The 26,860-nt window shown below is 71.4% G+C and carries 27 protein-coding genes and 1 pseudogene; 12 read left to right on the plus strand and 16 right to left on the minus strand.

Annotation, left to right across the window (positions count from 1 at the left end; genetic code table 11):
* Nucleotides 1–111 precede the first annotated feature (111 nt).
* A complete protein-coding gene (locus RCO28_RS24325) occupies nucleotides 112–1,914 on the plus strand; it encodes a gamma-glutamyltransferase (protein WP_308943376.1) in 1,803 nt (600 codons plus the stop codon).
* Between the two features lie 118 nt (nucleotides 1,915–2,032).
* On the plus strand, nucleotides 2,033–2,869 hold the full coding sequence (locus tag RCO28_RS24330; RefSeq protein WP_308943377.1) for an inositol monophosphatase family protein: 837 nt from the start codon (nucleotides 2,033–2,035) through the stop codon (nucleotides 2,867–2,869).
* Here RCO28_RS24330 and RCO28_RS24335 read toward each other — a convergent pair.
* Entirely contained in the window at nucleotides 2,805–3,494 is a 690-nt protein-coding gene (locus RCO28_RS24335; protein ID WP_308943378.1) for a hypothetical protein, read from the minus strand. The two genes, RCO28_RS24330 and RCO28_RS24335, sit on opposite strands and share 65 nt — an antisense overlap.
* Before the next feature lie 132 nt (nucleotides 3,495–3,626).
* Here RCO28_RS24335 and RCO28_RS24340 point away from each other — a divergent pair, with 132 nt between their 5' ends.
* Entirely contained in the window at nucleotides 3,627–5,051 is a 1,425-nt protein-coding gene (locus RCO28_RS24340) for an NAD(P)/FAD-dependent oxidoreductase (protein WP_308943379.1), read from the plus strand.
* Between the two features lie 37 nt (nucleotides 5,052–5,088).
* Entirely contained in the window at nucleotides 5,089–5,601 is a 513-nt protein-coding gene (locus RCO28_RS24345) for an O-acetyl-ADP-ribose deacetylase (protein ID WP_308943380.1), read from the plus strand.
* A gap of 68 nt (nucleotides 5,602–5,669) precedes the next feature.
* Here the strand turns inward: RCO28_RS24345 and RCO28_RS24350 are convergent, their stop codons facing one another.
* Nucleotides 5,670–6,344, minus strand: a complete 675-nt coding sequence (locus RCO28_RS24350) for a helix-turn-helix transcriptional regulator (protein ID WP_308943381.1) — start codon at nucleotides 6,342–6,344, stop codon at nucleotides 5,670–5,672.
* Between the two features lie 322 nt (nucleotides 6,345–6,666).
* On the opposite strand from RCO28_RS24350, the gene RCO28_RS24355 reads away from it, so the two are divergent.
* The 4 genes from RCO28_RS24355 to RCO28_RS24370 all read left to right on the plus strand — a co-directional run bounded on the left by RCO28_RS24355 (nucleotide 6,667) and on the right by RCO28_RS24370 (nucleotide 10,977).
* Nucleotides 6,667–8,106 carry an NCS2 family permease gene (locus RCO28_RS24355; protein ID WP_308943382.1) on the plus strand — a complete coding sequence of 480 codons (1,440 nt, stop codon included), beginning with the start codon at nucleotides 6,667–6,669 and terminating at the stop codon, nucleotides 8,104–8,106.
* 113 nt (nucleotides 8,107–8,219) lie between these two features.
* Nucleotides 8,220–9,698, plus strand: a complete 1,479-nt coding sequence (locus RCO28_RS24360; RefSeq protein WP_308943383.1) for an AlkA N-terminal domain-containing protein — start codon at nucleotides 8,220–8,222, stop codon at nucleotides 9,696–9,698.
* A 10-nt stretch (nucleotides 9,699–9,708) separates the two neighbouring features.
* Nucleotides 9,709–10,212 carry a methylated-DNA--[protein]-cysteine S-methyltransferase gene (locus tag RCO28_RS24365; protein ID WP_308943384.1) on the plus strand — a complete coding sequence of 168 codons (504 nt, stop codon included), beginning with the start codon at nucleotides 9,709–9,711 and terminating at the stop codon, nucleotides 10,210–10,212.
* A 45-nt stretch (nucleotides 10,213–10,257) separates the two neighbouring features.
* Nucleotides 10,258–10,977 carry a hypothetical protein gene (locus RCO28_RS24370; protein ID WP_308943385.1) on the plus strand — a complete coding sequence of 240 codons (720 nt, stop codon included), beginning with the start codon at nucleotides 10,258–10,260 and terminating at the stop codon, nucleotides 10,975–10,977.
* 31 nt (nucleotides 10,978–11,008) lie between these two features.
* Here the strand turns inward: RCO28_RS24370 and RCO28_RS24375 are convergent, their stop codons facing one another.
* The 7 genes from RCO28_RS24375 to RCO28_RS24405 all read right to left on the minus strand — a co-directional run bounded on the left by RCO28_RS24375 (nucleotide 11,009) and on the right by RCO28_RS24405 (nucleotide 16,124).
* Nucleotides 11,009–11,749 (minus strand): Sir2 family NAD-dependent protein deacetylase, encoded by a 741-nt coding sequence (locus RCO28_RS24375; RefSeq protein ID WP_308943386.1) that lies wholly within the window; start codon nucleotides 11,747–11,749, stop codon nucleotides 11,009–11,011.
* A gap of 55 nt (nucleotides 11,750–11,804) precedes the next feature.
* Nucleotides 11,805–12,233, minus strand: coding sequence for an NUDIX hydrolase (locus RCO28_RS24380; RefSeq protein WP_308943454.1), 429 nt, complete (start codon nucleotides 12,231–12,233; stop codon nucleotides 11,805–11,807).
* Between the two features lie 211 nt (nucleotides 12,234–12,444).
* The gene (locus tag RCO28_RS24385) at nucleotides 12,445–13,527 is read right to left on the minus strand and encodes an ADP-ribosylglycohydrolase family protein (protein ID WP_308943387.1); all 1,083 of its coding nucleotides are present in this window, start codon (nucleotides 13,525–13,527) and stop codon (nucleotides 12,445–12,447) included.
* Nucleotides 13,528–13,724: 197 nt separating this feature from the next.
* On the minus strand, nucleotides 13,725–14,348 hold the full coding sequence (locus RCO28_RS24390) for a hypothetical protein (protein ID WP_308943388.1): 624 nt from the start codon (nucleotides 14,346–14,348) through the stop codon (nucleotides 13,725–13,727).
* Nucleotides 14,349–14,537: 189 nt separating this feature from the next.
* On the minus strand, nucleotides 14,538–15,362 hold the full coding sequence (locus RCO28_RS24395; protein ID WP_374991235.1) for a rod shape-determining protein: 825 nt from the start codon (nucleotides 15,360–15,362) through the stop codon (nucleotides 14,538–14,540).
* Nucleotides 15,359–15,739: a TraR/DksA C4-type zinc finger protein gene (locus RCO28_RS24400; RefSeq protein WP_308943389.1), complete on the minus strand. Its 381-nt coding sequence runs from the start codon at nucleotides 15,737–15,739 to the stop codon at nucleotides 15,359–15,361. The genes RCO28_RS24395 and RCO28_RS24400 overlap by 4 nt, the downstream gene beginning before the upstream one ends.
* A gap of 52 nt (nucleotides 15,740–15,791) precedes the next feature.
* Complete coding sequence (locus RCO28_RS24405) at nucleotides 15,792–16,124, minus strand: TraR/DksA C4-type zinc finger protein (protein WP_308943390.1); 333 nt, start codon at nucleotides 16,122–16,124, stop codon at nucleotides 15,792–15,794.
* Nucleotides 16,125–16,459: 335 nt separating this feature from the next.
* Between RCO28_RS24405 and RCO28_RS24410 the strand changes: the two genes are divergently transcribed.
* Nucleotides 16,460–17,419, plus strand: a complete 960-nt coding sequence (locus RCO28_RS24410) for a HAMP domain-containing sensor histidine kinase (RefSeq protein WP_308943391.1) — start codon at nucleotides 16,460–16,462, stop codon at nucleotides 17,417–17,419.
* On the plus strand, nucleotides 17,416–18,069 hold the full coding sequence (locus RCO28_RS24415) for a response regulator transcription factor (protein ID WP_308943392.1): 654 nt from the start codon (nucleotides 17,416–17,418) through the stop codon (nucleotides 18,067–18,069). The genes RCO28_RS24410 and RCO28_RS24415 overlap by 4 nt, the downstream gene beginning before the upstream one ends.
* Before the next feature lie 11 nt (nucleotides 18,070–18,080).
* Here RCO28_RS24415 and RCO28_RS24420 read toward each other — a convergent pair whose 3' ends face one another.
* A complete protein-coding gene (locus RCO28_RS24420; RefSeq protein WP_308943459.1) occupies nucleotides 18,081–18,236 on the minus strand; it encodes a hypothetical protein in 156 nt (51 codons plus the stop codon).
* Between the two features lie 74 nt (nucleotides 18,237–18,310).
* Between RCO28_RS24420 and RCO28_RS39405 the strand changes: the two are divergent.
* Nucleotides 18,311–18,923, plus strand: a pseudogene (locus RCO28_RS39405) (helix-turn-helix transcriptional regulator).
* A gap of 132 nt (nucleotides 18,924–19,055) precedes the next feature.
* Nucleotides 19,056–20,321 carry a glycerate kinase gene (locus RCO28_RS24435; RefSeq protein WP_308943393.1) on the plus strand — a complete coding sequence of 422 codons (1,266 nt, stop codon included), beginning with the start codon at nucleotides 19,056–19,058 and terminating at the stop codon, nucleotides 20,319–20,321.
* A 97-nt stretch (nucleotides 20,322–20,418) separates the two neighbouring features.
* Here the strand turns inward: RCO28_RS24435 and pssA are convergent, their stop codons facing one another.
* From pssA to RCO28_RS24465, 6 genes are all read right to left on the minus strand, one after another.
* Nucleotides 20,419–21,243: a CDP-diacylglycerol--serine O-phosphatidyltransferase gene (pssA, locus tag RCO28_RS24440; RefSeq protein WP_308943456.1), complete on the minus strand. Its 825-nt coding sequence runs from the start codon at nucleotides 21,241–21,243 to the stop codon at nucleotides 20,419–20,421.
* A 22-nt stretch (nucleotides 21,244–21,265) separates the two neighbouring features.
* A complete protein-coding gene (locus RCO28_RS24445; RefSeq protein ID WP_282544925.1) occupies nucleotides 21,266–21,922 on the minus strand; it encodes a phosphatidylserine decarboxylase in 657 nt (218 codons plus the stop codon).
* 172 nt (nucleotides 21,923–22,094) lie between these two features.
* Nucleotides 22,095–23,300, minus strand: a complete 1,206-nt coding sequence (locus RCO28_RS24450) for an acyl-CoA dehydrogenase family protein (RefSeq protein ID WP_308943394.1) — start codon at nucleotides 23,298–23,300, stop codon at nucleotides 22,095–22,097.
* A 3-nt stretch (nucleotides 23,301–23,303) separates the two neighbouring features.
* Nucleotides 23,304–23,816, minus strand: coding sequence for a MaoC family dehydratase (locus RCO28_RS24455; RefSeq protein WP_308943395.1), 513 nt, complete (start codon nucleotides 23,814–23,816; stop codon nucleotides 23,304–23,306).
* A 5-nt stretch (nucleotides 23,817–23,821) separates the two neighbouring features.
* Nucleotides 23,822–24,787 carry a CoA ester lyase gene (locus RCO28_RS24460; RefSeq protein ID WP_308943396.1) on the minus strand — a complete coding sequence of 322 codons (966 nt, stop codon included), beginning with the start codon at nucleotides 24,785–24,787 and terminating at the stop codon, nucleotides 23,822–23,824.
* Nucleotides 24,784–26,832, minus strand: a complete 2,049-nt coding sequence (locus tag RCO28_RS24465) for a methylmalonyl-CoA mutase family protein (protein ID WP_308943397.1) — start codon at nucleotides 26,830–26,832, stop codon at nucleotides 24,784–24,786. The genes RCO28_RS24460 and RCO28_RS24465 overlap by 4 nt, the downstream gene beginning before the upstream one ends.
* Nucleotides 26,833–26,860: the final 28 nt, after the last annotated feature.

Consider the following 26,860-nt stretch of genomic DNA (forward strand, 5'->3'; position numbering starts at 1 on the left):
GGTCGGTTCCGCAGTCGACGCACCGCGCGTGCGAGGGGAGTTGGAGCCGCCATGACCGCCCCGGGCAAACCGCACTCACGACCGTCGTACGAGCCGAAGGAGCCGAGCCGTATGTTCACCACCCGTCCCACCTTGCAGGGCACCTTCGGCATGGTGTCCTCCACCCACTGGCTCGCCTCGCAGAGCGCGATGGCCGTCCTTGAGGACGGCGGCAACGCCTATGACGCCGCCGTGGCCGCCGGGTTCGTGCTGCACATTGTCGAACCGCACCTCAACGGGCCTGCCGGAGAAGTGCCGATCATCCTCGCCCCGGCCGGCGGCGACGTGCGCGTGCTGTGCGGGCAGGGTCCCGCGCCGACCGGGGCGAGCGTCGACCACTACCGCTCCCTCGGCCTCGAACTCGTCCCCGGAACCGGCCCGTTGGCGGCCGCCGTGCCGGGCGCCTTCGACGCCTGGATGCTGCTGCTTCGCGACCACGGCACCAAGTCGCTGTCCGAGGTGCTGCGGTACGCGATCGGGTACGCCGAGGACGGGCACGCGCCCGTGGAGCGGATCGGCGCGACCGTCGACACCGTGCGGGCGCTCTTCGAGAACGAACCCGAATGGGCCTCGTCGGCCGAGGTGTACCTGCCCGGCGGCCGTTCCCCGCGCCCCGGCGAGCTGTTCCGCAACCCTGCGCTCGCCGCGACCTGGCGGCGCCTGCTCGCCGAGGCCGCGCACGACGACCGCGAGACCGAGATCGAGAACGCCCGCGAGATCTGGCGCACCGGCTTCATCGCCGAGGCCCTCCTGCGCCAGTCCGCCCGCCCCACCCTCGACACCAGCGGCGACCGCCACACCGGCACCCTCACCGCCGCGGACCTCGCCGCGTACAGCGCGTCCTACGAGGCGCCCACCACGTACGACTGGAACGGCTGGACCCTGTGCAAGGCGGGCGGCTGGAGTCAGGGGCCCGCGTTCCTGCAGCAGCTCGCCCTGCTGCCCGACGACCCGGACGAGCTGCCCGAGCCCGGCACCGCCGCCTACGTCCACCGCCTTGTGGAGGGCTGCAAGCTGGCGATGGCGGACCGGGAGGCCTGGTACGGGGACGCCGCCGAGGTGCCCCTCGAAGCGCTGCTCTCCGCCGCGTACAGCGCCGAGCGGCGGGCGCTCATAGGGGAGCGGGCCTCGTACGAACTCCGCCCCGGCAGCCCGGAGGGGCGCGCTCCGCGGCTTGCGGCGGCCGCCGAGACCGTGCTCGACGGGGAGTACGCGATGGGCACACCCGTCGCCGGGGCCGGTGAGCCGACCGTCGCGCGCAGCGGCGAGACGCGCGGCGACACCTGCCACCTCGACGTCGTCGACCGCTGGGGCAACATGGTCGCGGCCACGCCGAGCGGCGGCTGGCTGCAGTCCAACCCGGTCGTGCCCGAGCTCGGCTTCCCGCTCGGCACCCGGCTCCAGATGGCCTGGCTCGAACCCGGACTCCCCAACTCCCTCACCCCGGGCCGCCGTCCGCGCACCACGCTGACGCCGTCCCTCGCCCTGCGGGACGGCGAACCCGTGCTCGCCTTCGGGACGCCGGGCGGTGACCAGCAGGACCAGTGGCAGCTGCACTTCTTCCTCGCCGTCGCCCTGCGTGACCGGGTCCGCGGCGGCCTCGACCTGCAAGGCGCGATCGACGCCCCGAACTGGCACACCGACGCCTTCCCCGGCTCGTTCTTCCCGCGCGGCATGCGGCCCGGCAGCCTGACCGTCGAGTCGCGGCTCGGCGCCGACGTGATCGCCGAGCTGCGCGAGCGCGGCCATGACGTCACCGTGGGTGAGCCCTGGTCGGAGGGCCGCCTGTGCGCGGTCGCGCGCGACCCCAGGACCGGTGTGCTCTCGGCGGCCGCCAATGCGCGTGGGATGCAGGGGTACGCGGTGGGCCGGTGACCCTGAGCATGCCTCGGTGACCGTACGAAATGAGCCGAACCCCAGCGTTCACCGGGATTCGGGCCGTCGTCCATCTGCCGGGTGGGGGTTGTCAGTGGGGCGTGATGTGATGGGACACATGATCGAAGACCTCGAAGGCTTTCTCGACACCGGCCTGGCCGAAATCGAGGAGGCTGTCCGCAAGGCCGCCGCAGTTGAGGTGATGCCGCGCTTCCGCCAGCTCGCCGAGCACGAGATCGTCGAGAAGCAGGGCCCGCACGACCTCGTGACGGTCGCCGACCGCCGCGCCGAGGAACACCTCACGGCGTCGCTCACGGCCCTGCTTCCCGGCTCGGTCGTGGTCGGCGAGGAGGGCGTGCACGCCGACCCGTCGAAGCTGGACGCGCTGCACGGCGACGCGCCCGTGTGGATCGTCGACCCGGTCGACGGCACCCGGCAGTTCGTCCACGGCGACCCCGGTTTCTGCACGCTCGTCGCGCTCGCCCACCGCGGCGAGGTCCTCGCGTCGTGGACGTACGCACCGGCGCTCGAGGAGCTCGCCGTCGCCGTCCGCGGCCGGGGCGCGCGCCTCGGTGACCGGGTGCTGCGGCCGGGCGCGCCCGAGGCAGGGCATGTCCTCGAAGTGGCCATGTCCCACCCGGACTTCACGACCGACGAGCAGAAGCACGCACTCCTCGGGCTTGACGTGGACGGGGTGCACGGACGCCCCTGCGGCTCGGCCGGCCTGGAGTACCTGGCGATAGCCAAGGGCGAGGTGGACGCGGTCGCGTTCTCCTGGGAGAACTCCTGGGACCACGCGGCCGGGCTGCTCCTCGTCGCGGAGGCGGGCGGCACCAACCGCACGCTCGCGGGCGAGCCGTTCCGCATCGAGGGCGGCAACGCCCTGCCGTTCACGGCCGGCCGGGACGCGGGGACGGTGGAGCGGGTCCTGGAGCTGCTGCGGGCCGGGGCCTGAGCCTCACCTGCGGCTGACTCCGGCTCTCCGCCGAGCAGTTGAGCCGTACGCCGACCACCTCGAACTCGCCCACCGTGCCCACGGAGGGCCAGAGTTCGGGCTCGCCCGGCAGCTGGCCCATGTCCACGAACCCGAGCATGGGCAGGCCGAGTCCGACGAACAGGCCGGTGAAGCCCGCGCCCCACGGGATCAGCTCGACCGTTCCGCTCAGGCACAGACCGACCGGCAGCGGACCCGTGGTGATCGTGGTGAAGTCACGGTCCCGACGGGCCCGTCGCCAGGCGCGCTCGAACTCCGCAGCGGTGACGGGGCGGCCGTCGGGGGCGAGCGCTTCCGCGGGAATCCCGTACGTCGCCTCGTACACCTCGACGCAGAGCGGGCCGAACTCCTCGCGGAGCCAGGCCAGTTCGGAGCGGTCGGCGGCGGTGACGGCTGCGCCGTCCGAACCGGCGAAGGGCTCTTCGCGGGGAGTGTGTTCGGCCAGATACGGGGGCGGTTCGGTGCGTGCCGGGCCCGTCGCGAACGACGCGTGCCGCAGCACCGCACCCGAGTCGTCGCACTCGTACCAGTGGTGCGTGGCGGTGCCCGCGTCCCCGTGCTGAGTCCGCTGTGTCCAGTTCGGCATCGGGCGCAGGCTACCCCCGGCGGTGTTGTCAGTGCACCGGCATATCCTGGGCGGGACCGGCCACACGGGCCCCGGAGTCGACCGAGCCGGGGGAGCAGTGGTCCGACCACCGGCTGACAAAGGAGTCCGAAGGTGCCGTCGATGCTCGATGCCGTCGTCGTGGGTGCGGGGCCCAACGGCCTGACCGCCGCCGTCGAGCTGGCCCGCCGCGGCTTCTCGGTGGCCGTGTTCGAGGCCGAGGGAAAGGTCGGCGGGGGCGCCCGCACGGAAGAGCTCACCCTCCCCGGCTTCCGGCACGACCCGTGCTCCGCCGTGCACCCCCTGGGCATCGGCTCCCCCGCCTTCTCCCGCATGCCCTTGGAGCGGTACGGCCTTGAGTGGCTGCACCCCCCGCTGCCGATGGCGCACCCGTTCCTCGACGGTTCGGCGGCCGTCCTGTCCCGCTCCGTCGCCGAGACGGCCCTGTCGTTCGGCCCACGCGACGCGGGTGCGTACCGCCGCCTCGTCCAGCCCTTCATCGGCAAATGGGACACGCTCGTACGGGACTTCATGTCGCTGCCGTCCACCGCGCTGCCCCGTGACCCGGTCACCCTCGCGCGCTTCGGCCTCGCCGGACTCATGCCGTCGACCTGGCTCATGGCCCAGCGGTTCCGGGACGAGCGGGCGAAGGCCCTGTTCGCCGGGCTCGTCGCGCACGTCATCGCCCCGCTCGGCGGCCCCGCCACCGCGGCCGTCGGCCTGGTCTTCGCGCTCGCCGCCCACGAGCGCGGCTGGCCCATGGCGAAGGGCGGCTCGCAGTCCGTCTCCGACGCGCTCGCCGCGTATCTGCGCGATCTCGGCGGGGCGGTGCACACGGACTTCGAGGTCAAGCGCCTGGACGACCTGCCGCCTGCCCGTGCCTACGTCTTCGACACCGCCCCCACGGCCCTCGCGAGAATCGCGGGCCTGGGCCGGGTGTACGACGGATACCGGTACGGCGCAAGCGCGTTCAAGATCGACTACGCCCTGGACGGCCCGGTGCCCTGGACCGCCGAGGAGGCGCGCAGCGCGGGCACCGTGCAGGTCGGCGCGAGCAAGGCGGAGATCGGCGCCGCGCTCGACGCCGCGTCCCGTCAGCGGCGCGCCCCGGACCGGCCGTTCCTCATCACCGCGCAGCCCAGCCTCGCCGACCCGAGCCGCGCCCCCGAGGGCAAGCACGCGTTCTGGGCGTACGGACATGTGCCCAACGGCTGGGAGGGGGACCTCACCGACGCCGTGGAGCGGCAGTTGGAGCGGTTCGCGCCCGGCTTCCGCGACCGGGTCCTCGCCCGTGCCACGGCCGGCCCGCCCCAACTCGCCGCGCGCAACGCCAACTACATCGGCGGGGACATCGCCTGCGGCGCGGCCTCCGGACTCCAGCTGGTACTGCGCCCCAAGCTGTCGCTGTTCCCGTACAACACACCGCACCCGGCGGTGTTCCTCTGCTCCCAGGCGAGCCCGCCGGGGCCGGGGGTGCATGGGATGTCGGGGCACAATGCGGCGAAGGCGGTGTGGAGGCGGTTGCGGCAGGTGCGTTGAGGGGCGGTGCCCCTAAAAAAGGGGGCACCCTAGGTGCATGAACACCCGCCTCACCCTCGTCCAGGGCGACATCACCCAGCAGTCCGTCGACGCCATCGTCAACGCCGCCAACTCCTCGCTGCTCGGCGGGGGCGGGGTCGACGGGGCCATCCACCGGCGCGGTGGTCCCGAGATCCTCGACGCCTGCCGGGACCTGCGCGCCGCGCACTACGGCAAGGGCCTGCCGACCGGACAGGCCGTGGCCACGACCGCCGGGCGGCTCGACGCCCACTGGGTGATCCACACGGTGGGCCCGCGCTGGTCCGCGGACACGGACCGCTCCGAGCTCCTCGCCTCCTGCTACCGCGAATCGCTGCGCGTCGCCGACGAGTTGGGGGCACGTACGGTCGCCTTCCCGGCCGTCTCCGCCGGGATCTACGGCTGGCCGATGGACGACGCGGCGCGGATCGCCGTGGAGACGGTCCGGGCGACGGAGACAGCGGTCGAGGAGGTCCGCTTCGTGCTGTTCGACGAGCCGGCCTACGAGGCGTTCGCAGCTCGGGTGGGCTGACGCGCGCGTGGCCTGACGCGCAGGTGAGGTGACGCGCAGAGGGGGCCCGCCCCCTCCTCCTACGCCCCCTACCCCTCCAACCGGTCCCAGAAGTGGTCCACGATCTTGTCGAGGTAGACCTGGCCCGCCTCGCCCGCGGCCGAGTGGGAGCTGGCGCGCATCAGTGTCGCGGCCATCAGGGTCTGGTACTCGTCGTGCATCGCGCGCAGCGGTTCCTTCAGCTCGCGCCGGTCTCTGGAGAGCAGCTTGGCGATGTCCTTGATGTGGGCCTGCCAGCGGGTGGAGACCGCCTCGGTGAGCAGCCGCGCCAGCTCCTGCTCCAGTCCCGTGACGGCGACCAGGTCGCGGGGGGCCAGACCGAGGATGCCGCCCAGCTTGGCGGACTGCTGCGCGTCTCCGCTCCAGCGGCCACTGGCCTCCATCTGCTGGTAGGCCTCGCGCGTCAGGCCGGTGGCGTCGGCGATGTCGTCCGCGGCGATCCCGCGGGCGAGCCGGTGTTCGTGCAGCGTCCGCGGCCGGCCCATGAGCTCGCCGGGGGAGCACCACAGCGCACCGGCAAGGGCGTTCAGCTCATGCGCGGTCGGCGCCGCGACGCCCCGTTCCCACGCGGTGATGTGGTCGGGGGTGATGTGGGTCATTCCGTACGAAGCGCTCATGCCGTACGCGACGTGTCCGGGCGCCATCCCGAGTTTCTCGCGCAAGGTCCGGGCGGCGCGCGCGTTGAAGGGGATTGGTGGGTGCACGGACAGAGAGTAGGCAGGCACGGACCGCGACCGCAGGGCCGCTGTCGCGTGCGTCCGGTTTTGGTGGATTAGGTCCGTAGCGATTTTGTAGGAAAGAACATACTGATCACTAGTCGGGCGCCGGGCCCAAGTCCCGCTATTTCTCATCGGAATTGTGAACTCCGGCATGCCGCGTATGATCCACCCGCGAGGTGCCGCATGTGCGTTCGTACGACGCCCGTACATGTGTCTGCCGTGGCACCTGACAAGCCCTAAATCCCGCATTGAATACCGCTATTCCCCCCGAAATCCCCGCATCTTTGCAGGGCCAGGAGACGCAGTCATGCAGACCAGCACGGGGCCGGCAGCGCCGCCCGCCAGATCCGGTGGCCCCCTCGACCGGTTCTTCCAGATAAGCGAGCGCGGCTCGACGTACGCCCGGGAGATACGCGGCGGTGTCGCCACGTTCTTCACCATGGCCTACATCCTGGTGCTCAACCCGATCATCCTCGGCAGTGCCAAGGACAAGTTCGGCGACCAGCTCGACCCCACCCAACTGGCCACCGCCACCACGCTGGTGGCCGCGGTGATGACGATCATCATGGGCGTCGGCGGAAACCTGCCGCTGGCTCTCGCGGCGGGCCTCGGTCTCAACGCCGTCGTCGCCTTCCAGATCGCCCCGCTGATGAGCTGGGACGAGGCGATGGGCCTTGTCGTGCTCGAAGGTGTGCTGATCTGCATCCTCGTGCTCACCGGTCTGCGGCAGGCCGTCATGCACGCCATCCCGCAGGCGCTCAAGCAGGCCATCAGCGTCGGCATCGGTCTGTTCATCGCGTTCATCGGCTTCGTCGACGCCGGCTTCGTCACGCGTGTCCCGGACGCCGCGAACAGCACCGTCCCCGTCCAGCTCGGCTCCGGCACGCTCGTCGGCTGGCCGATGCTGGTGTTCTGCCTCGGCGTGCTCCTGACCGTCGTCCTGCTCGCCCGCAAGGTCACCGGCGCGATCCTCATCAGCATCGCCGTGATGACCGTGCTCTCGCTGATCATCAACTCGATCGCCGACGTCAAGTCCTGGGGCCTGATCTCCCCGTCCCTGCCGGACAACGCCGTCGCCGCCCCGGACTTCGGGCTGCTCGGACAGTTCGACGTCATCGGCGCCTTCGGCCAGGTCAGCGTCCTCACCGTGATCCTGCTGATCTTCACGCTGATCCTGTCCGACTTCTTCGACACGATGGGCACGGTCGTCGGCGTCACCGCAGAGGCCGGACTCCTCGACGAGCGCGGCCAGGTGCCCGAGCTCGGCCGCGTCCTGCTCATCGACGGTGCCGCCGCCGTCGCCGGTGGTGCGGCCTCGGCCTCCTCGGCGACCACGTACGTCGAGTCCGCCGCCGGTGTCGGTGAAGGCGCGCGCACCGGCCTCGCCAGCGTGATCACCGGTGGTCTGTTCGCCGCCGCGCTCTTCCTCACCCCGGTCCTGACGATCGTGCCGCTGCAGGCCGCGTCCCCGGCCCTCGTCGCCGTCGGCTTCCTGATGATGACCCAGGTCAAGCACATCGACTGGGAGCGGTACGAGCTCGCCATCCCGGCCTTCCTCACCATCGCCGTGATGCCGATGACGTACTCCATCACCAACGGCATCGGCGCCGGCTTCGTGTCGTACGTCGTGATCAAGGCCTGCCTCGGCAAGGCCCGCGAGGTGCACTGGCTGCTGTGGGGCACCGCCGCCCTGTTCACCGTGTACTTCGCGATCGACCCGCTGGAGCAGCTGCTCGGCCTGAAGTAGCACCGCAGGCAGCACCGCCCGCTCACGAACGGAGGCCGTCGGGGCCCTGGCAGTCCGATGTCGATGTCGGATTCTCGCCAGCCCCGGCGGCCTCGTTCGGTGAAGCTGGACGCATGCACACCGACACCGAGAGCTGTGTACGCGCGGTCCAGGCGAAGGACGCCCGCTTCGACGGGGTGTTCTTCACGGCCGTCCTGACGACCCGGATCTACTGCCGTCCGAGCTGCCCGGTCGTACCGCCCAAACCGCGCAACATGCGCTTCTACCCGAGCGCCGCCGCCTGCCAGCAGGCCGGCTACCGGGCCTGCAAGCGCTGCCGTCCCGACACCACACCCGGCTCACCGCAGTGGAACCACCGCGCCGACCTCGTGGCCCGCGCCATGCGGCTTGTCGCCGACGGCGTCGTCGACCGCGAGGGCGTCACCGGCCTCGCCGGCCGGCTCGGCTACAGCGCCCGGCAGGTGGAGCGGCAGCTCCTCGCCGAACTCGGCGCCGGACCGCTCGCCCTGGCCCGCGCGCAGCGCGCCCAGACCGCCCGCATCCTGATCGAGACCACCGAACTGCCCATGGCGGAGATCGCGTTCGCCGCCGGGTTCGCGTCGATCCGCACGTTCAACGACACCGTCCGCGAGGTGTACGCCCTCGCCCCCGGCGAACTCCGCACCCGGGCCACGGGCAGCCGAGGCCGCACCGAGCCCGGCACCCCCGGCGTCCTCTCGCTGCGGCTGCCGTTCCGCGCCCCGCTCAACCCGAGCAACCTCTTCGGCCACCTCGCCGCGACCGCCGTACCCGGAGTCGAGGAGTGGCGCGACGGCGCGTACCGCCGCACCCTGCGCCTGCCGCACGGCCCCGGCGTCGTCGCCCTCACGCCCGCGCCCGACCACATCGGCTGCCGGCTCACCCTCACCGACCAGCGCGACCTCACCGTCGCCATCAGCCGCTGCCGCCGCATGCTCGACCTCGACGCCGACCCGGTCGCCGTCGACGAGCAGCTGCGCACCGACGAACTCCTCGCCCCGCTGGTCGACAAGGCCCCGGGCCGCCGCGTCCCGCGCACCGTCGACGAACCGGAGTTCGCCGTACGCGCCGTCCTCGGCCAGCAGGTGTCCACGGCCGCCGCCCGCACCCACGCGGCCCGCCTCGTCCACGCCCACGGAGAGCCGGTCGACGACCCCGAGGGCGGCCTCACCCACCTCTTCCCGTCCCCCGAGGCGCTCGCCGCCCTCGACCCCGAGTCCCTCGCCCTGCCCCGCAGCCGCCGCACCACCCTCACCACACTCGTACGTCAACTCGTCGACGAAACCCTTAAGTTGGGCCCCGACAGCGACTGGGACGAGGCCCGCGCCCGGCTCACCGCGCTGCCCGGCTTCGGCCCCTGGACGGTCGAGATCATCGCGATGCGCGCACTCGGCGACCCGGACGCGTTCCTCCCCACCGACCTCGGCATCCGCCGCGCCGCCCAGGGCCTCGGCCTGCCCTCCACCCCGGCGGCCTTCACGGCACGTGCCGCGGCGTGGCGCCCCTGGCGGGCCTACGCGGTCCAGTACCTGTGGGCGACCGACGACCACCCCATCAACCACCTTCCGGCATAAGGACGTTGCCATGACGACCACGCACGCGCTTGTCGACAGCCCGTACGGCCCGCTCACCCTCGTCGCCGCGGACGGCGCACTGTCCGGCCTCTACATGACGGACCAGCGCCATCGCCCGCCCGAGGAGAACTTCGGCGTACGCGTCGCGCCCGACGAGGACCCCTTCGCCGAGACGGTCCGCCAGCTCACGGAGTACTTCGCGGGCGAGCGCCACAGCTTCGACCTTCCGCTCCGGCTGGCGGGCACCCCCTTCCAACGCCGTGTCTGGGAGGGCCTGTTGACCATCCCGTACGGCGAGACCCGTACATACGGCGAACTGGCCGCGGAGCTCGGGAAGCCGAACGCCTCCCGCGCGGTCGGCCTCGCCAACGGCAAGAACCCGGTCGGCATCGTCGTCCCCTGCCACCGGGTCGTCGGCGCCAACGGAAGCCTTACGGGGTACGGGGGCGGGCTCGACCGGAAGCGGGGGCTGTTGGACCTGGAGGGGCGGGGGCGGAGCTGTTCCGATCTGTAGGTAGGGTCCGCCGAGGAACAGGCCCAACTCGGCGGGGAAGCACGGATGATGACGACGAAGGCGTGGCTGCAGGAAGCGGCTGCGAAAAAGGCGAAGGAAGGATCCGACGAGCAGCGGGAGGGGGGTGTCCGCCGATGGATCTACCTCACCGACGGCACCCCTGAGGCTGCGGAGCAGGCCGAGCCGTACGCCTTCCCCGAAGTGGCGCAGCCGCCCGGCGGGGCCAAGGCGTACCGCGAGTCGCGCAAGGAAGGTGTGCGGTCCTTCACCCTGTGGGCCGACCGGTACCGGCAGCAAGTCCTCGCCTACGTGGTCACCAAGTCCGCGGCCAAGGGCCAGGCCTCGATGTACGAGATCCTCGGCGCGGCCGGTGAACCGCTGGCGCGGGTCATGCGCGAGCGCGCCCTCCAGAACGGGGCCAGGACCCGCTGGACCGTGGAGCAGATGGGCGGGCCGACGCTCGTCGGAGTCAAGGGGAACGCCTTCTGGTGGTTCGTGTGGTGGCTGATCCTGCCGCTGCAGATCGTCATGGCCGTGGCCGCCCTCATCGGCGGCGACGGCCTGGTCGCCCGGATGCCGTACCGCACGAAGTGGAAGCTGGACGGGCAGACCGTCCTGTACTTGAAGCGTGGCTCCCTGCGCGCGAAGGCCGACTGGTGGGACCCCCGCGTCACCGCCGGGCTCGTCGCCCTGCTCAAGAGCTACGACGGGTTCAGCGGCAAGTCCTGGGACGAGTGGGGCGACCCGCCCGAGAAGGCTGCGTAGTCTCGCCATGGGCCGTGCGGAGTACGGCAGTTCAGGAAGAAGCCGAATCCGCCACCCGCGCCAGCAGCGCCGGAAGCGCCGTGCCGATCGGCTCGCGGACGACCTCCGCGGCCAGTTCGTCGTACGGCGTAGCCTCCGCGTTGACGATGATCAGCCGCGCCCCGTGCTCCACCGCGAGCCCCACGAGCGACGCGGCGGGCTGCACCTGCAAGGTCGTGCCGACCGCGAGGAACAGGTCGCAGCCCTTCGCGACGGTCATCGCGGCGCCGAGCACCTCCGGGTCGAGCCGCTCGCCGAACATCACGGTCGCCGACTTCAGGATCCCGCCGCACACCAGGCACGCCGGGTCCGCCTCCCCGGCCTCCACGCGCGCCAGCGCCTCCGTCATCGACGAGCGCACCCCGCAGCCGACGCAGACCACCGACCGCGCGGTGCCGTGCAGTTCGAGCACCTTGCGCTCGGGCATGCCGGCCGCCTGGTGCAGCCCGTCGACGTTCTGCGTGATCACCCGCACCGGCACCCCGGACCGCTCCAGGTCGGTGATCGCGCGATGCGCCGCGTTGGGCTCGGCCTGCAGCGTCCGATTGGCCCGCCGCATCTGCCACGACCGCCGCCGGATCTCGGGGTCCGATACGTACGCCTCGAACTCGACGAGCCGCTGCGCCTGAGGATCCCGCCGCCAAAGCCCTTGCGGACCGCGGTAGTCCGGGATGCCGGAGTCGGTGGAGATCCCGGCCCCGCTCAGGACGGCGACGAGTGGCCTGGTGCTCATGCGGCGAGGGTACGCAGGCGGGTACGGCCGCCGCGAGCGGATTGTGCCCGGGGCTTCAGCGCGCGGGTTCGCCCTGCACCAGCTCCGCCGGGCCCGCCCCCGCTTCGAGCGCCGCCAGCGCGGCCCGTACCCGCAGGACCAGCCAGGGCGGGCCGTACGCGTCGAGCTCCGCGGCCGGCACCAGACGCCAGGAGTCGAGCTCCTCGTCCTGCAGCACGATCGCGTCGAGCTGGTCCTGGGTGAGGACGCCGCCGTCGTAGAGGTACGAGGCGATCGGCGGGCGGCCGGGGCCCGAGACCCAGTCGATGGCGAGGAGCGGGCCGGGGGAGACGTCGAGCCCGATCTCCTCGACCGTCTCGCGGCGGGCCGCGTCGCGCGGGGTCTCGCCGTCGTCCGACTCGATGGTGCCGCCGGGCAGGGCCCAGCCCTCGCGGTAGTTCGGCTCGAGGATCAGGACGCGGTCGTCGGCGTCCCGGAACAGCATGGCGGCCCCGGCGAGGATCTTGGGGAGGCCCGCGATGTAGGTGGCGAAGTCGGCAGTCACGCGATCGAGCGTATTCGGTGCGTGCTGGGCCCTGTCCTAGTAGGGGGCAGCTACGGGGAGTGGGGGCTTGGGCTCGTGGCCGACCGCGGGTCTCTCTCTGGTTGCTCGCGCAGTTCCCCGCGCCCCTGAGGTGCGCACTGCGTGCGGCACCTCAGGGGGCGCGATCGGCTCCCGACCGCGCCAACTCCAGCGCCTCCTCCGCCAGTTGACTGATCCGCGTCCCGTCCCGCCCGAACACCGCGCTCCGTACCCGGTCCGCCAGCGGTTCCGTCCACTGCGGGGGCAGTGCGGCCGCCCCGCAGCGCACGCCCGCCACCGCGCCTGCCGTGGCGCCGTTGGAGTCGGTGTCGAGGCCGCCCCGTACCGTGAGCGCGATCGTGCGCGTGAAGTCCCCGTCCCCGTAAAGCAGTCCGGCCGCGATGACCGCCGCGTTCGGGACCGTGTGGATCCAGCCGTACCGCGCCGTGTCGTGCCCGACCGCGTCCAGCGTGTCCGACCAGGCGAGGCCCGCCGTGTGCAGCGAGAGGACCCGGCGCACCGTACGGGCCAGGCGGCTGCTCGCCGGGATCACGGACTGGGCCGCCTCGAGCGCCGCACGCGGATCCGGTGCCGTGAACGCCGCAGCCACGAGCGCCGCCGCCCACATCGCCCCGTACACCCCGTTCCCGGTGTGCGAGAGCACCGCGTCCTTGCGGGCGAGCGCGGTGGCGCGGCTCGGCCGGCCCGGGCTTGTCAGGCCGAAGATGTCCGCGCGGATCAGCGCGCCGATCCACTCCTGGTACGGGTTGTCGCGCGTCGCGGTCAGCGGCGGCCGCAGCCCGTCGGCGAGATTGCGGTACGCGACCCGCTCGGCGGTGAACGTCTGCAGGTACGGGAGCCGCAGCAGCCACAACTCGCCCACCTGCTCGGTCGTGAAGCCGAAGCCGTGCTCGGTCAGCAGGTCGAGGCCGAGGATCGTGTAGTCCACGTCGTCGTCGCGGCAGCTGCCGTCGATGCGGCCGCGCACGCAGGAGCGCCACTCGGGCCGCAGGTCGGCCGCGTCGGCGGCGTCCACCGGCTCGGGCAGATAGTCGGTGAGCGGCAGGGCTTCGGCCCGCCGCAGATAGCGGTCGATGCGCGCCCGCGTCCACGTCTCACCCTGCTCGACCGGCTTGCCGAGCATGTTGCCCGCGATCCGGCCGAGCCAGCCGCCGTGGATCCGGTCGGCGAGGTCGGTGCCCGCGACAGGGGTCATGCCTCCGGTCTACCCAAGTTCGGGCGCGGCCGCGCGGCCAGGGAGGGGGTGTGCGGGATGCGGCGTCTGCGGGGTGGGGCCGACGGCGACGGACGGCGGGCCTCGAGGCGACCGTGTGGGAGAAGCCTTGCGAGGCGCGGTCCGTTCTTCGCGGTCTGTTCTTCGCGGTCCGGTCTTCGACGCCTGGCGGCAGCGGGTCAGGGGGCGGTCGGCCGGCGGGGCGCCGTCCTGGCCCAGGCCGCATCCCAGGCGGCGAGGTTGCGGCGCTGCAGGAGGCGGTGGGTGACGCCGTGGGCGAGGGCTCCGGTGAGGGGGACGGCCACGGCCGCGGCGACGGCCCACCAGGCGCTGCCGCTGCGGACCTGCCCGACGGTCATCGGCGGATCGGCGATCCGGCCGTCCGTACCGGCCCAGACCTGGATGCGGCTGCCCGCCGACAGCTGCGGCTGCGCGTCGGTCCGCCCCGTACGGACCCGGCCCTGCGGGTCGGTGAAGCGGACCTCGACCGGGTAGCGGGCCGCCTTGGCCTCGTCGGACCCCGGCTCGGGGTGGCTGGGCACGTCGTACAGGAGGACGGCGGTCGTCTGCTGCCGGGTCCGGGCCTCGTGCCGGGCTGCGTCCGTGTAGTGGCGGTGGGCGGTGTCGTGGGCCAGGAGCATCGCGGCGGGGGTGGCGGCCAGCACGGCGATCAGCAGGCCCAGGCTGATCCACGCCTGCACCAGGTCGCTCCGGCGGCGCAGCGGGTGGCGGCGCCAGCGCCACAGCGGTCCCCGGGGCGGCTGTTGCGGTGGGGGCTGTGCGAACGGGATGCCGCGGGCCATGGTTGGTCTCCTTCGATCGGCCGACGAGACGGTCGCGAGACGGTCGGAACCGGCCGGCCGGGCAGGGGCGGCGACGACCGGCGGGGGCGGTGGGCTGACGGGCGCGCTGGGCGACGGGTGCGTCCGTGGGTGCGTCTGCGTCTGCGTCTGCGTCTGCGGGTGCGGGCTGGTGCGCCGTGAGGCGACTTCCTACGGGGCCTCTCGCTCGCTCAGGAGCGCGGTGCTGCCCGGTGCGCCCGGACGCCCGCGGACGGCCCCCAGGTGTACGGCGGCGCCACGGACGGCGGCGGTGTGCGGCGTCGGCACCACCCGGAGCGGCATGTGCAGCCGTCCGGTGAGCTGGTACGTGATCTCGGGGCGCAGCACCCCGCCGCCTGCCAGGAGAGCCCCGCGGTGCAGGGCCTCGACCATGAGGCCGGTGCGGTCCTGGTGCAGCATCGCGGTCACCATGCCCGCCACCGCCTCGCCGAGCTGCGTCGGCGACGTGCTGTCGAGATCGGTGGTGCCGAGCGCGGTGCGGCGCGCGTCGACGACGTCGGAGTCGGCCAGGAGCACCACCTCGGTGAGGTGCGCGCCGATGTCCACGACCAGCACCGGCCCGGACAGGTCGGCGCCCGCCGCCAGAGCGACTGCCCGGGCGGCGGGAATGGTCAGCACCCGGTGCGGCCGCAGCACACTCACGGCCGTGCGGGCGGCACTGCGGTAGGCCGGTCCGTCCAGCACAGGGGTGGTGACGACGATCAGGGGGCGCAGCAGGCGCGGCATGCGGTGGGCGATCAGGCGCTGCAGCATCCGCGCACATCCGGCGGTGTCGATGATGGTGCCGCGCTGGATCGGGTAGAGGGTGTCGGTCCCGAAGGACACCGTGGGCACGTCGAGGATCAGCCCCCGCCCGGCGATCCAGACCCGGGTGCGGGCGCTGCCCATGTCCAGGGCGACGGCACAGCGGCGCCGGGACGACGGCCACGGCCGGTGCCGGGTGGTGTCGGTGCGGGGGTGGGTGGTCACGTTCACCGGCCGGCCTCCTTGACCTGTTGGCAGGGCCCGCAGTACCGGGCCTGGGGCACGATCATCAGCCGCTTGCGCGCGACGGGCCGCCGGCACAACTGGCAGATGCCGTACCGGCCTTCGCTCAGGCGTGTGAGGGCTGCTTCGACGTCGACGAGGACCATGCGGGCGCAGGCGGCGAGCCTGACGCCGACCTCGACCTGGCCGACGGCCCGCTGCCGCCCGGGGGCGTCGCCGCGCGCGGGGACCGCGACGGTGAGTTCCCTGAGCTGCTCCTGGCGGAACAGGCGCTGCTCGTCGAGGTTCTTGCGCAGCGCGACGAGGTCTGCGGCCGACAGATGCGCAGCATGCGTGCGGTCGGCGACGGTCTGGTGGTTCACCACTGCCCCCTCGGGCCGAGCGATGGACGGGTACGGCCAGGGGCCGGGGCGCCGGTCAGAGGACGGCGGAGCGGCCCTGGCAGCCAACGCAGTGCGGCGTGTAGGGGAGGATTTCCAGGCGCTCTGCGGGCACGGGCTTGCGGCAGCCCAGACAGATGCCGTAGGTGCCGTTGTCGACGCGCGTAAAGGCGCTTTCGATCTCTTTCAGAACGCCCTCGATGGCGCTCTTCTGCGTGGCCGCCAGGTGATCGTCGGCGCTCTGCCCGGTCTCCTGGAGGGCCTGCAGCTGCGTCAGCCGGCTGCTGCGGGCGTGCTCCAGGCGCTGCCGGACGTCGTGCGCGGTCGAGCGCTCGGGACGGGGGCCGGTGAGGGAAGCATCGACAGACACGGCACATCGCTCTCTCTGCATGAGGTACGGGGCGGGGGCGCGGCTCACGCCGGACGGGTGCCGGTCGGCTGCCGCGCCCTCCGTTCGGTCATGCCTCAACCATGGTCAACTTCCGCGCGGAACCCCATCGGTCGCGGGCCCCATTTATGGCGGGTCGCAGGGTGCACACCCCCAGGGCCTGGACATCCCACGGTGGCGGAAATGGGGGCTGGCACCCATCGACACACTCATGGAGCGGGGGCACTCTGGCCGGAGACCAAGCACGGCGGTTCGCCCGGGACACGTGAGGCCCGACACTGGAGGCAGCCGTGTCTCAGAGAGAGGCGTGACTCCCGGTGTCCCTGTTCTGGCGGATCTTCGCCCTCAACGCCGTCGTGCTCGGCGCGGCGACGGCACTGCTGCTGTGGGCGCCCGTGACCGTCTCGGTGCCGGTGCTGCTGACCGAAGCGGTGATTCTGGTGGGCGGCCTGGTGGTGATGCTGGTCGCCAACGCCGCGCTGCTGCGCTGGGGGCTGACCCCGCTGGACCAGCTGACCAGGCTGATGACCAAGGTGGACCTGCTGCGGCCCGGGCAGCGGCTGCCCGTGGACGGCCGTGGCGAGGTCGCGGAGGTGATCCGTACCTTCAACGCCATGCTGCAGCGGCTGGAGCAGGAACGGGCTGCCAGCAGCGGCCGGGTCCTGCTGGCGCAGGAGGCCGAACGCCGTCGCATCGCCCAGGAGTTGCACGACGAGGTCGGGCAGACCATGACGGCGATCCTGCTGGGCCTCAAACGCGCCGCGGACGACGCACCGGCGCCGCTCCGCGAGGATCTGCAGGAGGTGCAGGAGATCACCCGGGCGAGCCTGGACGAGGTGCGCCGCCTGGTGCGCCGCCTGCGGCCCGGCGTACTGGACGACCTGGGGCTGATCAGCGCGCTGACCTCGCTCACCGAGGACTTCGCGACCCACACCGGGCTGCAGGTCACTCGCCGCTTCGACGCCGATCTGCCCGCCCTGGAGCCGGAGACGGAACTCGTCCTCTACCGCGTCGCCCAGGAGTCGCTGACCAACGCGGCCCGGCACGCCGACGCCCGCCGCGTCACCGTCGCCCTGTTCCGCACCGACGCCGGAGTGGGCCTGGGCGTCACGGACGACGGCTGCGGCATCAAGGCGCCGCGCGAGGGCGCCGGCATCCTCGGCATGCGCGAGCGCGCCCTGCTCATCGGGGCCGACCTGGACATCACTTCGGCACCCCGGGCCGGCACCCAGGTCCGGCTCAGTGCCCCCGTCCCCGGGAAGCAGCCGACGGCATGACCGAGAAGGTCCGCATCCTGCTGGCCGACGACCACGCCCTGGTACGCCGTGGCGTGCGGCTCATCCTCGACCAGGAGCCCGACCTCGATGTGGTCGCCGAGGCCGGCGACGGGGCGGAGGCCGTCGAGCAGGCCCGCAGCCACGACGTCGACCTGGCCGTCCTTGACATCGCCATGCCCCGCATGACCGGCCTGCAGGCCGCCCGCGAACTGGCCGTCCTGAAGCCGGGCCTGCGCATCCTGATCCTCACCATGCACGACAACGAGCAGTACTTCTTCCAGGCCCTCAAGGCCGGGGCCAGCGGGTATGTGCTCAAGTCCGTCGCCGACCGGGACCTGGTCGCGGCCTGCCGGGCGGCGATGCGGGACGAGCCGTTCCTCTACCCGGGGGCGGTCACCGCGCTGATCCGGAACTATCTGGACCGGGCCCGCCACGGCGAGGAGACCTCCGACCAGATCCTCACCCCGCGTGAGGAGGAGGTCCTCAAGCTGGTGGCGGAGGGCCACTCCTCGCAGGAGATCGCGGACCTGCTGTTCATCAGCATCAAGACCGTCCAGCGACACCGCGCCAACCTGCTGCAGAAGCTGGGCCTGCGCGACCGCCTGGAACTCACGCGGTACGCCATCCGCGTCGGCCTGATCGAAGCCTGACGGTGCTTCTCTCAGCGGGAGATCGGCTCGCGGTGGCAGCGCTGGGCGAGCCGGGCCGGGGCGACTGCGCCGATGATCTCGATGACGCCGACGGCGTACCTGGCCGCCTGGGCGCTGCCGGGCACCAGGTCGTTGATCCACGGCGCGAGGTAGGTGGGCCGGTCCACGAGCAGGTTGGCGACTGTCCCTGGTAGCCGGGGTCGGTGCGGAGAGCCTCTCGCGGGGCGCGGATGTGCGGGCTGTGGACGCACCGAAGGGAGAGCCCGCCCCGACGTCTCCGCCGTGCCCCGCCGTGGCCGCCCTGGACGAGCCGACCCGCAGGAAGCTGTACGAGCACGTCGTGCGCCGCCCGCTGCCGGTCAGCCGTGACGAAGCCGCGGCCGCCCTCGGGCTCGCCCGGCAGACCGCGTCCTTCCACCTGGACCGGCTGGCGGCCGAGCCCCTCCTCGACGTCGCCCACGAGCGGCGCAGCGGCCGCACCAGCCCGGGAGCGAGCCGTCCCGCGAAGCTCTGCAAGCGCTCCGCCGGAAGGTTCGCCGTCAGCATCCCCGAGCAGCACTACCCTGGGCGCCCAGCTCCCCGACCGGCCCGGCGCGAGCGCCCTCGAGCTGCTGGAGAGGTACGGGTTCGAGCCCCGCTCCGAGGGCGACGCGATCGTGCTGGACAACTGCCCCTTCCACGCGCTCGCCCGCGAACACCCCCGTACCGTCTGCGAGATGCGCCTCCACCTGCCGCGCGGCGTCCTCGACGGGCTCGACGACAGCGGCGTCCAGGCGTGCCTCGAGCTGAGCCCCGGCCACTGCTGTGTCCGCCTCGAACCGAGCCCGTCCGCGTCTGCGCCGGAGCGTTCCTGAGCCGTCGCGGGACCGGTCCTCCGAGGGCTCGGCGGGGCGGCTGATCGATCACTTCGATGCACTACCACCCCGACATGGCCAGAAATAGCACCCTATTTCGGCCCGCCGTGCCGTCTCGTCGTACGAGCGGCCATGGGCAGCGAGCCCCACCTGGAGATAGGGTCTCAGCGGCGCGACTGCCTTGACGCGAGCAAGGCCCGGAAAGCAAGGGGATCCAAGGTGGCGGACGCTACAGTGACGGCGGAGTCGGAACGCGCGCAGGCGCGACGCGTGCTGATTGCCGCGGACAAGTTCAAGGGCTCGCTGACGGCCGTGCAGGTCGCGCAGCGGGTGACGGCGGGCCTGCGCCGGGTCGACCCCGAGGTGCGGGTCGAGGCCCTGCCCGTCGCCGACGGGGGCGACGGCACGGTCGCGGCGGCCGTCGCGGGCGGCTTCGAGCGCCGCGAGGTGACGGTGACCGGACCGCTCGGCACCGAGGTCACCGCGGCGTACGCGCTGCGCGGCGACACCGCCGTCGTGGAGATGGCCGAGGCGTCCGGCCTCCAGCTGCTCCCCGAGGGCGTCTTCGCCCCGCTCACGGCCACCACGTACGGCTCCGGCGAGCTGCTGCGCGCCGCGCTCGACGCCGGGGCCCGCACGATCGTCTTCGGCGTCGGCGGCAGCGCGACCACGGACGGCGGGGCCGGGATGCTGGCCGCGCTCGGCGCCAGGTTCCTCGACGAGGACGGCGAGCCCGTCGCCCCCGGCGGCGGCCCGCTGCGCGACCTCGCCTCGGCCGACCTCTCCGGCCTCGACCCGCGCTTCGCCGAGGTCGACCTGATCCTCGCCAGCGACGTCGACAACCCGCTGACGGGCCCGAAGGGCGCCCCGGCGGTGTACGGGCCGCAGAAGGGCGCGTCCCCCGAGGACGTGGAGACCCTGGACGCCGCCCTCGCGCACTTCGCCGTCGTCCTGGAGAAGTCCGTCGGTCCGCGCGCCGCCGAGCACGCGAAGGCGCCGGGTGCGGGCGCTGCGGGCGGCATCGGGTACGGGGCCCTGGTCGGGCTCGGCGCGCGGTTCCGGGCGGGCATCGACGTGATGCTGGACGTCCTGGGCTTCGGCCCGGCGCTCGACCGCGCCGACCTGGTGATCACCGGCGAGGGCTCACTCGACGAGCAGACCCTGCACGGGAAGGCTCCGGCGGGGGTTGCTGCGGCGGCGCGGGCGGCGGGTGTGGAGGTCTTGGCGGTCTGCGGCCGCCTCCAGCTGTCCGAGGAGGCTCTGGTGAACGCCGGGATCTCCAAGGCGTACCCGCTGAGCCTGGTGGAGTCGGACGTCGCCCGGTGCATGGCCGAGGCGGGGCCGATCCTGGAGCAGGTCGGTGAGCTGATCGGCCGGGAGCAGCTGGCAGCGGGCTGAGGGCTTTTCCCCAGTCCCGCCGCTTGAGGCGCAGGAAAGCAAAAGGGGCCGGAACCACAGAGGTTCCGGCCCCTTCGCGCGCCGCGAAGGCGAGAAGTTACGGCAGCTGCGACGCCGCCCGAGCCTCGCGGCGGTTGTCGCGGAAGTTGTTCACGCGGCGAGCCGTCGCGAACAACGGGATCACCGCTCCGAGCACCAGCTGCAGCGCACAGCCCGTCTGCAGCAGCAGCTGACCACCGGGAGCGTCGAACGCCCAGGCCGCGAGCAGGCCCATGCTCGCGACGATCCACGCCAGCATCGCGATGGCGAGGCGCCCCCGCGGCTTCGGGTACTCGACCCGGCTCACCATCAGCCAGGCGGTGCCGATGATCGCCAGGAGCGTCGCCACGAAGGGCAGCTCCAGGAGCACGATCGACACGACCGTCAGCGCACCGAACGGCGAGGGCATGCCCTGGAAGGTGCCGTCCTTCACCGTCACGCAGGAGAATCTCGCAAGCCTGAGCACCACCGCCAACAGCACCACGATCGCGCCCACCGCCGCGACCCGCTGATACACGCCGTTGTCGGAGACCATGCCGTACACGAGCACGAAGTACGCCGGCGCGAGGCCGAAGCTGATCAGGTCCGAGAGGTTGTCCAGCTCCGCGCCCATCGGCGACGAGCGCAGCTTGCGGGCCACGAGACCGTCGAAGAGGTCGAAGACCGCCGCGCACAGCATGAGGATCACCGCGGTGGCAGCGCTGTTACGGGCCATGCCCGTCTCGTCACTGCCGGTGAGGTGCGGAATCAGGATGCCGGTGGTGGTGAAGTACACCGCCATGAAGCCGCAGGTGGCGTTCCCGAGGGTGAGGGTGTCCGCTATCGAGAGCCGCAGTGAGAGCGGCATCTCTTCCTCGGAGTCCTCCTCGTCGGCCTCGGGCACCCACCCGGCCTGTGTCTCTGGATCAATCACGGTCAATGCGAGTCACCCCAGCCACGGTCTTCTGACCGACCTCGACATCCACGTCGACGCCCTCAGGGAGGTAGATGTCGACGCGCGAGCCGAAGCGGATCAGGCCGATCCGCTCGCCCTGCTCCACCTTCGTGCCCTGCGGGATGTAGGGCACGATGCGCCGGGCCACGGCGCCCGCGATCTGCACCATCTCGATGTCGCCGAGCTCGGTGTCGAAGTGCCAGACAACGCGCTCGTTGTTCTCGCTCTCCTTGTTGAACGCCGGGACGAACCCGCCGGGGATGTGCTCCACGGACGTCACCGTGCCCGCGAGGGGCGCGCGGTTGACGTGGACGTTCAGCGGGCTCATGAAGATCGCGACGCGGGTGCGCCCGTCCTTCCACGGCATGATGCTCTGCACGACGCCGTCGGCCGGGGAGATGACCCGGCCCTGGGCGATCTCGCGCTCCGGGTCGCGGAAGAACCACAGCATGCCCGCCGCGAGCGCGGTGGCGGGTACGGCGACGGCCTTGGCGGCGCCGGAGCGTCGCGCACGGGCCAGGCTGAGTGCCGCGGTGGCGACGGTCGGCAGGAGCCACGGCGATGCTCCGCGAGCAATGCGGCCGCCCAGGAGGCTGTCGCGTGGTGCAGAGGTTTGGCTGTGGGGCATGGATGACCTTCGTAGCGGATGATGCCGCGCAAGTGACGGGGGGACGGCGGCTTTTCCGGGGATGCTATCGGTTGCGAGCCGCAACTGGGCAAGCCAGGAAGCCGAGTCGGCCGCCGAAGAGTGTTGACGGGGTGTGATCTTCCTCCTGAAGGAAGCACCCCAAAAGGGACTTTCAGCCCTGGAATCGATACTCTTCGAGCAGTCGACGACCAATGATCATTTTCTGGATCTCGGCGGTACCTTCGCCGATCAGCAGCATCGGGGCCTCCCGGTAGAGACGCTCGATCTCGTACTCCTTCGAGAACCCGTATCCGCCATGGATACGGAACGCGTCCTCCACGACTTCTTTGCAGTATTCGGAGGCGAGGTACTTCGCCATCCCTGCCTCGAGGTCGTTTCGCTCCCCGGAGTCCTTTTTGCGTGCTGCGTTCACCATCATCGCATGCGCGGCCTCGACCTTGGTGGCCATCTCGGCCAGCTTGAACTGAATCGCCTGGTGCTGAGCGATCGGCTTTCCGAAAGTGTGGCGTTGTTGGGCGTATGAGACACCCAACTCAAATGCACGCTGCGCGACTCCACAACCACGGGCGGCGACATTCACACGGCCGACTTCGACGCCGTCCATCATTTGGTAAAACCCTCGGCCGGTGGTCCCACCGAGTACGCGATTGGCCGGAATACGCAGGTCCTGCATGACCAGTTCGGTGGTGTCCACCCCCTTGTATCCCATTTTGTCGATCTTGCCGGGAATGGTGAGTCCGGGGCGCACCTCGCCGAAGCCGGGTTCCTTCTCCACGAGGAAGGTCGTCATCGACTTGTGCGGGGCCGTGCCCTCCGGGTGGCCTTCGTCACTTCGGCAGAGAACGGCCACGAGCGTCGACGAACCGCCGTTCGTCAACCACATCTTCTGGCCGTTCAGGACGTACTCGTCGCCGTCCTGAACACCCTTGGACGTGATCGCCGACACGTCGGAGCCGAGCGCCGGCTCGGACATCGAGAACGCGCCGCGCACCTCGCCGAGCGCCATCCGCGGCAGGAAGTGGTCCTTCTGCTCCTGCGTGCCGTGCTGCTTGAGCATGTACGCCACGATGAAGTGGGTGTTGATGATCCCGGACACGGACATCCAGCCGCGCGCGATCTCCTCCACACACAGCGCGTACGTGAGCAGCGACTCGCCCAGACCGCCGTACTCCTCGGGGATCATCAGGCCGAACAGGCCCAACTCCTTGAGGCCGTCCACGATCTGCTGCGGGTACTCGTCCCGGTGCTCCAGCTCCGTCGCGACCGGAATGATCTCCTTGTCGACGAAGTCCCGGACGGTGGACAGGATCTCCTGCTGGACGTCCGTGAGACCAGCGGTCTGTGCGAGTCGGCTCATGGCTTACTTCTCCTGCGACTTGAGTTCGGGACGGCCGGGCTGTTCGCCGCCGCGCTCCTTGATGTACGTCTCGGTGGGAACCAGCACCTTGCGGCGGAAGACACAGACGAGCGTGCCGTCCTGCTTGTAGCCCTTGGTCTCGACGTAGACGATGCCGCGGTCGCTCTTCGACTTCGAGGGCGTCTTGTCGAGGACCGTGGTCTCGCCGTAGAGGGTGTCGCCGTGGAAGGTCGGCGCCACGTGCTTCAGCGACTCGATCTCCAGGTTGGCGATGGCCTTGCCGGAGACGTCCGGGACGGACATGCCGAGCAGCAGCGAGTAGATGTAGTTGCCGACGACGACGTTCTTGCCGAAGTCCGTCGTCTTCTCCGCATAGTTGGTGTCCATGTGGAGCGGGTGGTGGTTCATGGTGAGGAGGCAGAAGAGGTGGTCGTCGTACTCGGTGACCGTCTTCCCGGGCCAGTGCTTGTAGACCGCGCCGACCTCGAACTCCTCGTAGGTGCGTCCGAACTGCATGGTGCTCAGGCCTCCGGGATCTCGAACTTGGTGGTGCGCTGCATTCCGGCGGCCCGGCCCTTGCCGGAGATGACGAGGGCCATCTTGCGGCTGGCCTCGTCGATCATCTCGTCGCCGAGCATCGCGGAGCCCTTCTTGCCGCCGGCCTCGGACGTGCAGTAGTCGTACGCGTCCAGGATCAGCTCGGCGTGGTCGTAGTCCTCCTGCGACGGCGAGAAGATCTCGTTGGACGCCTCGACCTGGCCCGGGTGCAGCACCCACTTGCCGTCGAAGCCGAGGGCGGCGGCACGGCCCGCGACCTCGCGGTAGCCGTCGACGTTGCGGATCTGCAGGTAAGGGCCGTCGATCGCCTGGAGGTTGTTGGCGCGGGCGGCCATCAGGATCTTCATCAGGATGTAGTGGTAGGCGTCGGCGGTGTAGCCGGGCGGCTGCTCGCCGACGACCAGGGACTTCATGTTGATGGAGGCCATGAAGTCGGCCGGGCCGAAGATGATCGTCTCGGTGCGCGCGGAGGCCTGCGCGATCTCGTTGACGTTGTTGAGGCCCTGGGCGTTCTCGATCTGCGCCTCGATGCCGATCTTGCCGACCTCGAAGCCCATGGTCTTCTCGATCTGGGTGAGCAGCAGGTCGAGGGCGACGATCTGCTGGGCGTCCTGGACCTTCGGCAGCATGATGCAGTCGAGGTTCTGGCCCGCGCCCTCGACGACCGTGACGACGTCGCGGTAAGTCCACTCGGTGGTCCAGTCGTTGACGCGCACGACCCGCGTCTTGCCGGTCCAGTCGCCCTCGTTGAGGAACTTCACGATGGTGTGCCGGGCCCCGGGCTTGGCCAGCGGGGCGCAGGCGTCCTCCAGGTCCAGGAAGACCTGGTCGGCCGGGAGGCCCTGGGCCTTCTCCAGGAAGCGGGGGTTCGACCCCGGCACCGCGAGACAGGAGCGGCGCGGCCGAAGGCGGTTGATGGGCGCGGTCATGCGGGGACCTCCAGAGGGTCGAGCTTGTTCGCTAGCCGGATCTCGTCGACGATACGGCCGATGATCTCCGTGATGCCGAAGTCCTTCGGGGTGAAGACGGCGGCGACTCCCGCCCTCTTCAGGTCCTCGGCGTCGGCGTTGGGGATGATGCCTCCGACGATCACGGGGATGTCGGTGGCGCCCGCCTCGCGCAGCCGGTCGAGCACGTCCGGCACCAGCTCGGCGTGCGACCCGGACAGGATCGACAGGCCGACGCAGTGCACGTCCTCGGCGAGCGCGGCGGACACGATCTGCTCCGGGGTGAGCCGGATGCCCTGGTAGACCACCTCGAACCCGGCGTCGCGGGCCCGCACAGCGATCTGCTCGGCACCGTTGGAGTGCCCGTCCAGGCCCGGCTTGCCGACCAGCAGGCGGAGCTTGCCGCCGAGTTCGTCGCCGGTGCGCCGGACCTTGTCCCGTACGAGAGCGAGCTGCGAGCCCTTCTCGGCGGCCACCGCGACCGGCGCCGACGAGACTCCGGTCGGCGCGCGGAACTCGCCGAAGACCTCCCGGAGCGCGCCCGACCACTCGCCGGTCGTGACCCCGGCGCGGGCGCACTCCAGGGTGGCCTCCATCAGGTTCTCCGTACCGGCCGCCGCCTCCTTCAGGCGGTCCAACGCCTGCTGGGTGGTGGGCCAGTGGAACGGGTCGCCCATGCCCTGGCGGTCGCTGGACTCCTGACGCGTGGTGCGCCAGTCGCCGATGGCCCGGACGACCTTGGCCTCGACCTCGTGGTCGACGGTCATGATGGCCGCGTCCAGGTCGGCGGTGAGCGGGTTGGGCTCGGTCGACTCGTAGCAGTTGACGCCGACGATCTTGTCCTCGCCGGCCTCGATCTTGGCCCGGCGCTCGGCGTGCGAGGAGACCAGCTGCGACTTGAGGTAGCCGGACTCGACGGCCGCCATCGCGCCGCCCATCTCCTGGATCCGGTCGATCTCGGCGAGGGACTCGGCGACCAGCGCGTCGACCTTCTTCTCGATGACGTGCGACCCGGCGAAGATGTCCTCGTACTCCAACAGGTCGCTCTCATGCGCGAGAACCTGCTGGATACGGAGCGACCACTGCTGGTCCCACGGCCGCGGCAGCCCCAACGCCTCGTTCCAGGCGGGGAGTTGGACGGCGCGGGCGCGGGAGTCCTTGGAGAGGGTGACGGCCAGCATCTCCAGGACGATGCGCTGGACGTTGTTCTCCGGCTGGGCCTCGGTCAGGCCGAGGGAGTTGACCTGCACGCCGTAGCGGAAGCGGCGCTGCTTCGCGTTCTCGATGCCGTACCGCTCGCGCGTGATCTGGTCCCAGATCTGCCCGAACGCCCGCATCTTGCACATCTCCTCGATGAAGCGGACACCCGCGTTCACAAAGAAGGAGATACGGGCCACGACGTCCCCGAACTTCTCCTCGGGGACCTGCCCGGAGTCGCGTACGGCATCGAGAACCGCGATGGCGGTGGACATCGCGTACGCGATCTCCTGGACCGGCGTGGCCCCCGCCTCCTGGAGGTGGTAGCTGCAGATGTTGATCGGGTTCCACTTGGGGATGTGGGACACCGTGTAGGCGATCATGTCGGTCGTCAGGCGGAGGGAGGGGCCCGGGGGGAACACATGGGTGCCCCGGGACAGGTACTCCTTGACGATGTCGTTCTGCGTCGTGCCCTGGAGCGTCGCGATGTCCGCGCCCTGCTCCTCCGCGACGACCTGGTAGAGCGCCAGAAGCCACATGGCGGTGGCGTTGATGGTCATCGAGGTGTTCATCTGCTCCAGGGGGATGTCCTGGAACAGGCGTCGCATGTCACCGAGATGGGAGACGGGGACGCCGACCCGGCCGACCTCGCCGCGGGCGAGGATGTGGTCCGGGTCGTAGCCCGTCTGGGTCGGCAGGTCGAAGGCGACCGACAGACCCGTCTGGCCCTTGGCGAGGTTGCGCCGGTACAGCTCGTTGGACGCCTCCGCCGTGGAGTGACCGGCGTAGGTCCGCATGAGCCACGGCCGGTCCTTCTGACGCTCAGTCATCAGCTGCTTCTCCTCAGGGAGTTCAGAC

It is taken from the genome of Streptomyces sp. LHD-70 (assembly GCF_031157275.1).
Classification (GTDB): Bacteria; Actinomycetota; Actinomycetes; order Streptomycetales; family Streptomycetaceae; genus Streptomyces.

Bases quoted from the DNA above. Each gene is read 5' to 3' on its own strand.
- RCO28_RS24325 (WP_308943376.1), top strand. From the start codon at position 112: ATGTTCACCACCCGTCCCACCTTGCAGGGCACCTTCGGCATGGTGTCC.
- RCO28_RS24330 (WP_308943377.1), top strand. From the start codon at position 2,033: ATGATCGAAGACCTCGAAGGCTTTCTCGACACCGGCCTGGCCGAAATC.
- RCO28_RS24335 (WP_308943378.1), bottom strand. From the start codon at position 3,494: ATGCCGAACTGGACACAGCGGACTCAGCACGGGGACGCGGGCACCGCC.
- RCO28_RS24345 (WP_308943380.1), top strand. From the start codon at position 5,089: ATGAACACCCGCCTCACCCTCGTCCAGGGCGACATCACCCAGCAGTCC.
- RCO28_RS24355 (WP_308943382.1), top strand. From the start codon at position 6,667: ATGCAGACCAGCACGGGGCCGGCAGCGCCGCCCGCCAGATCCGGTGGC.
- RCO28_RS24360 (WP_308943383.1), top strand. From the start codon at position 8,220: ATGCACACCGACACCGAGAGCTGTGTACGCGCGGTCCAGGCGAAGGAC.
- RCO28_RS24365 (WP_308943384.1), top strand. From the start codon at position 9,709: ATGACGACCACGCACGCGCTTGTCGACAGCCCGTACGGCCCGCTCACC.
- RCO28_RS24370 (WP_308943385.1), top strand. From the start codon at position 10,258: ATGATGACGACGAAGGCGTGGCTGCAGGAAGCGGCTGCGAAAAAGGCG.
- RCO28_RS24375 (WP_308943386.1), bottom strand. From the start codon at position 11,749: ATGAGCACCAGGCCACTCGTCGCCGTCCTGAGCGGGGCCGGGATCTCC.
- RCO28_RS24380 (WP_308943454.1), bottom strand. From the start codon at position 12,233: ATGCTGTTCCGGGACGCCGACGACCGCGTCCTGATCCTCGAGCCGAAC.
- RCO28_RS24385 (WP_308943387.1), bottom strand. From the start codon at position 13,527: ATGACCCCTGTCGCGGGCACCGACCTCGCCGACCGGATCCACGGCGGC.
- RCO28_RS24390 (WP_308943388.1), bottom strand. From the start codon at position 14,348: ATGGCCCGCGGCATCCCGTTCGCACAGCCCCCACCGCAACAGCCGCCC.
- RCO28_RS24415 (WP_308943392.1), top strand. From the start codon at position 17,416: ATGACCGAGAAGGTCCGCATCCTGCTGGCCGACGACCACGCCCTGGTA.
- RCO28_RS24435 (WP_308943393.1), top strand. From the start codon at position 19,056: ATGGGCAGCGAGCCCCACCTGGAGATAGGGTCTCAGCGGCGCGACTGC.
- RCO28_RS24445 (WP_282544925.1), bottom strand. From the start codon at position 21,922: ATGCCCCACAGCCAAACCTCTGCACCACGCGACAGCCTCCTGGGCGGC.
- RCO28_RS24450 (WP_308943394.1), bottom strand. From the start codon at position 23,300: ATGAGCCGACTCGCACAGACCGCTGGTCTCACGGACGTCCAGCAGGAG.
- RCO28_RS24455 (WP_308943395.1), bottom strand. From the start codon at position 23,816: ATGCAGTTCGGACGCACCTACGAGGAGTTCGAGGTCGGCGCGGTCTAC.
- RCO28_RS24460 (WP_308943396.1), bottom strand. From the start codon at position 24,787: ATGACCGCGCCCATCAACCGCCTTCGGCCGCGCCGCTCCTGTCTCGCG.
- RCO28_RS24465 (WP_308943397.1), bottom strand. From the start codon at position 26,832: ATGACTGAGCGTCAGAAGGACCGGCCGTGGCTCATGCGGACCTACGCC.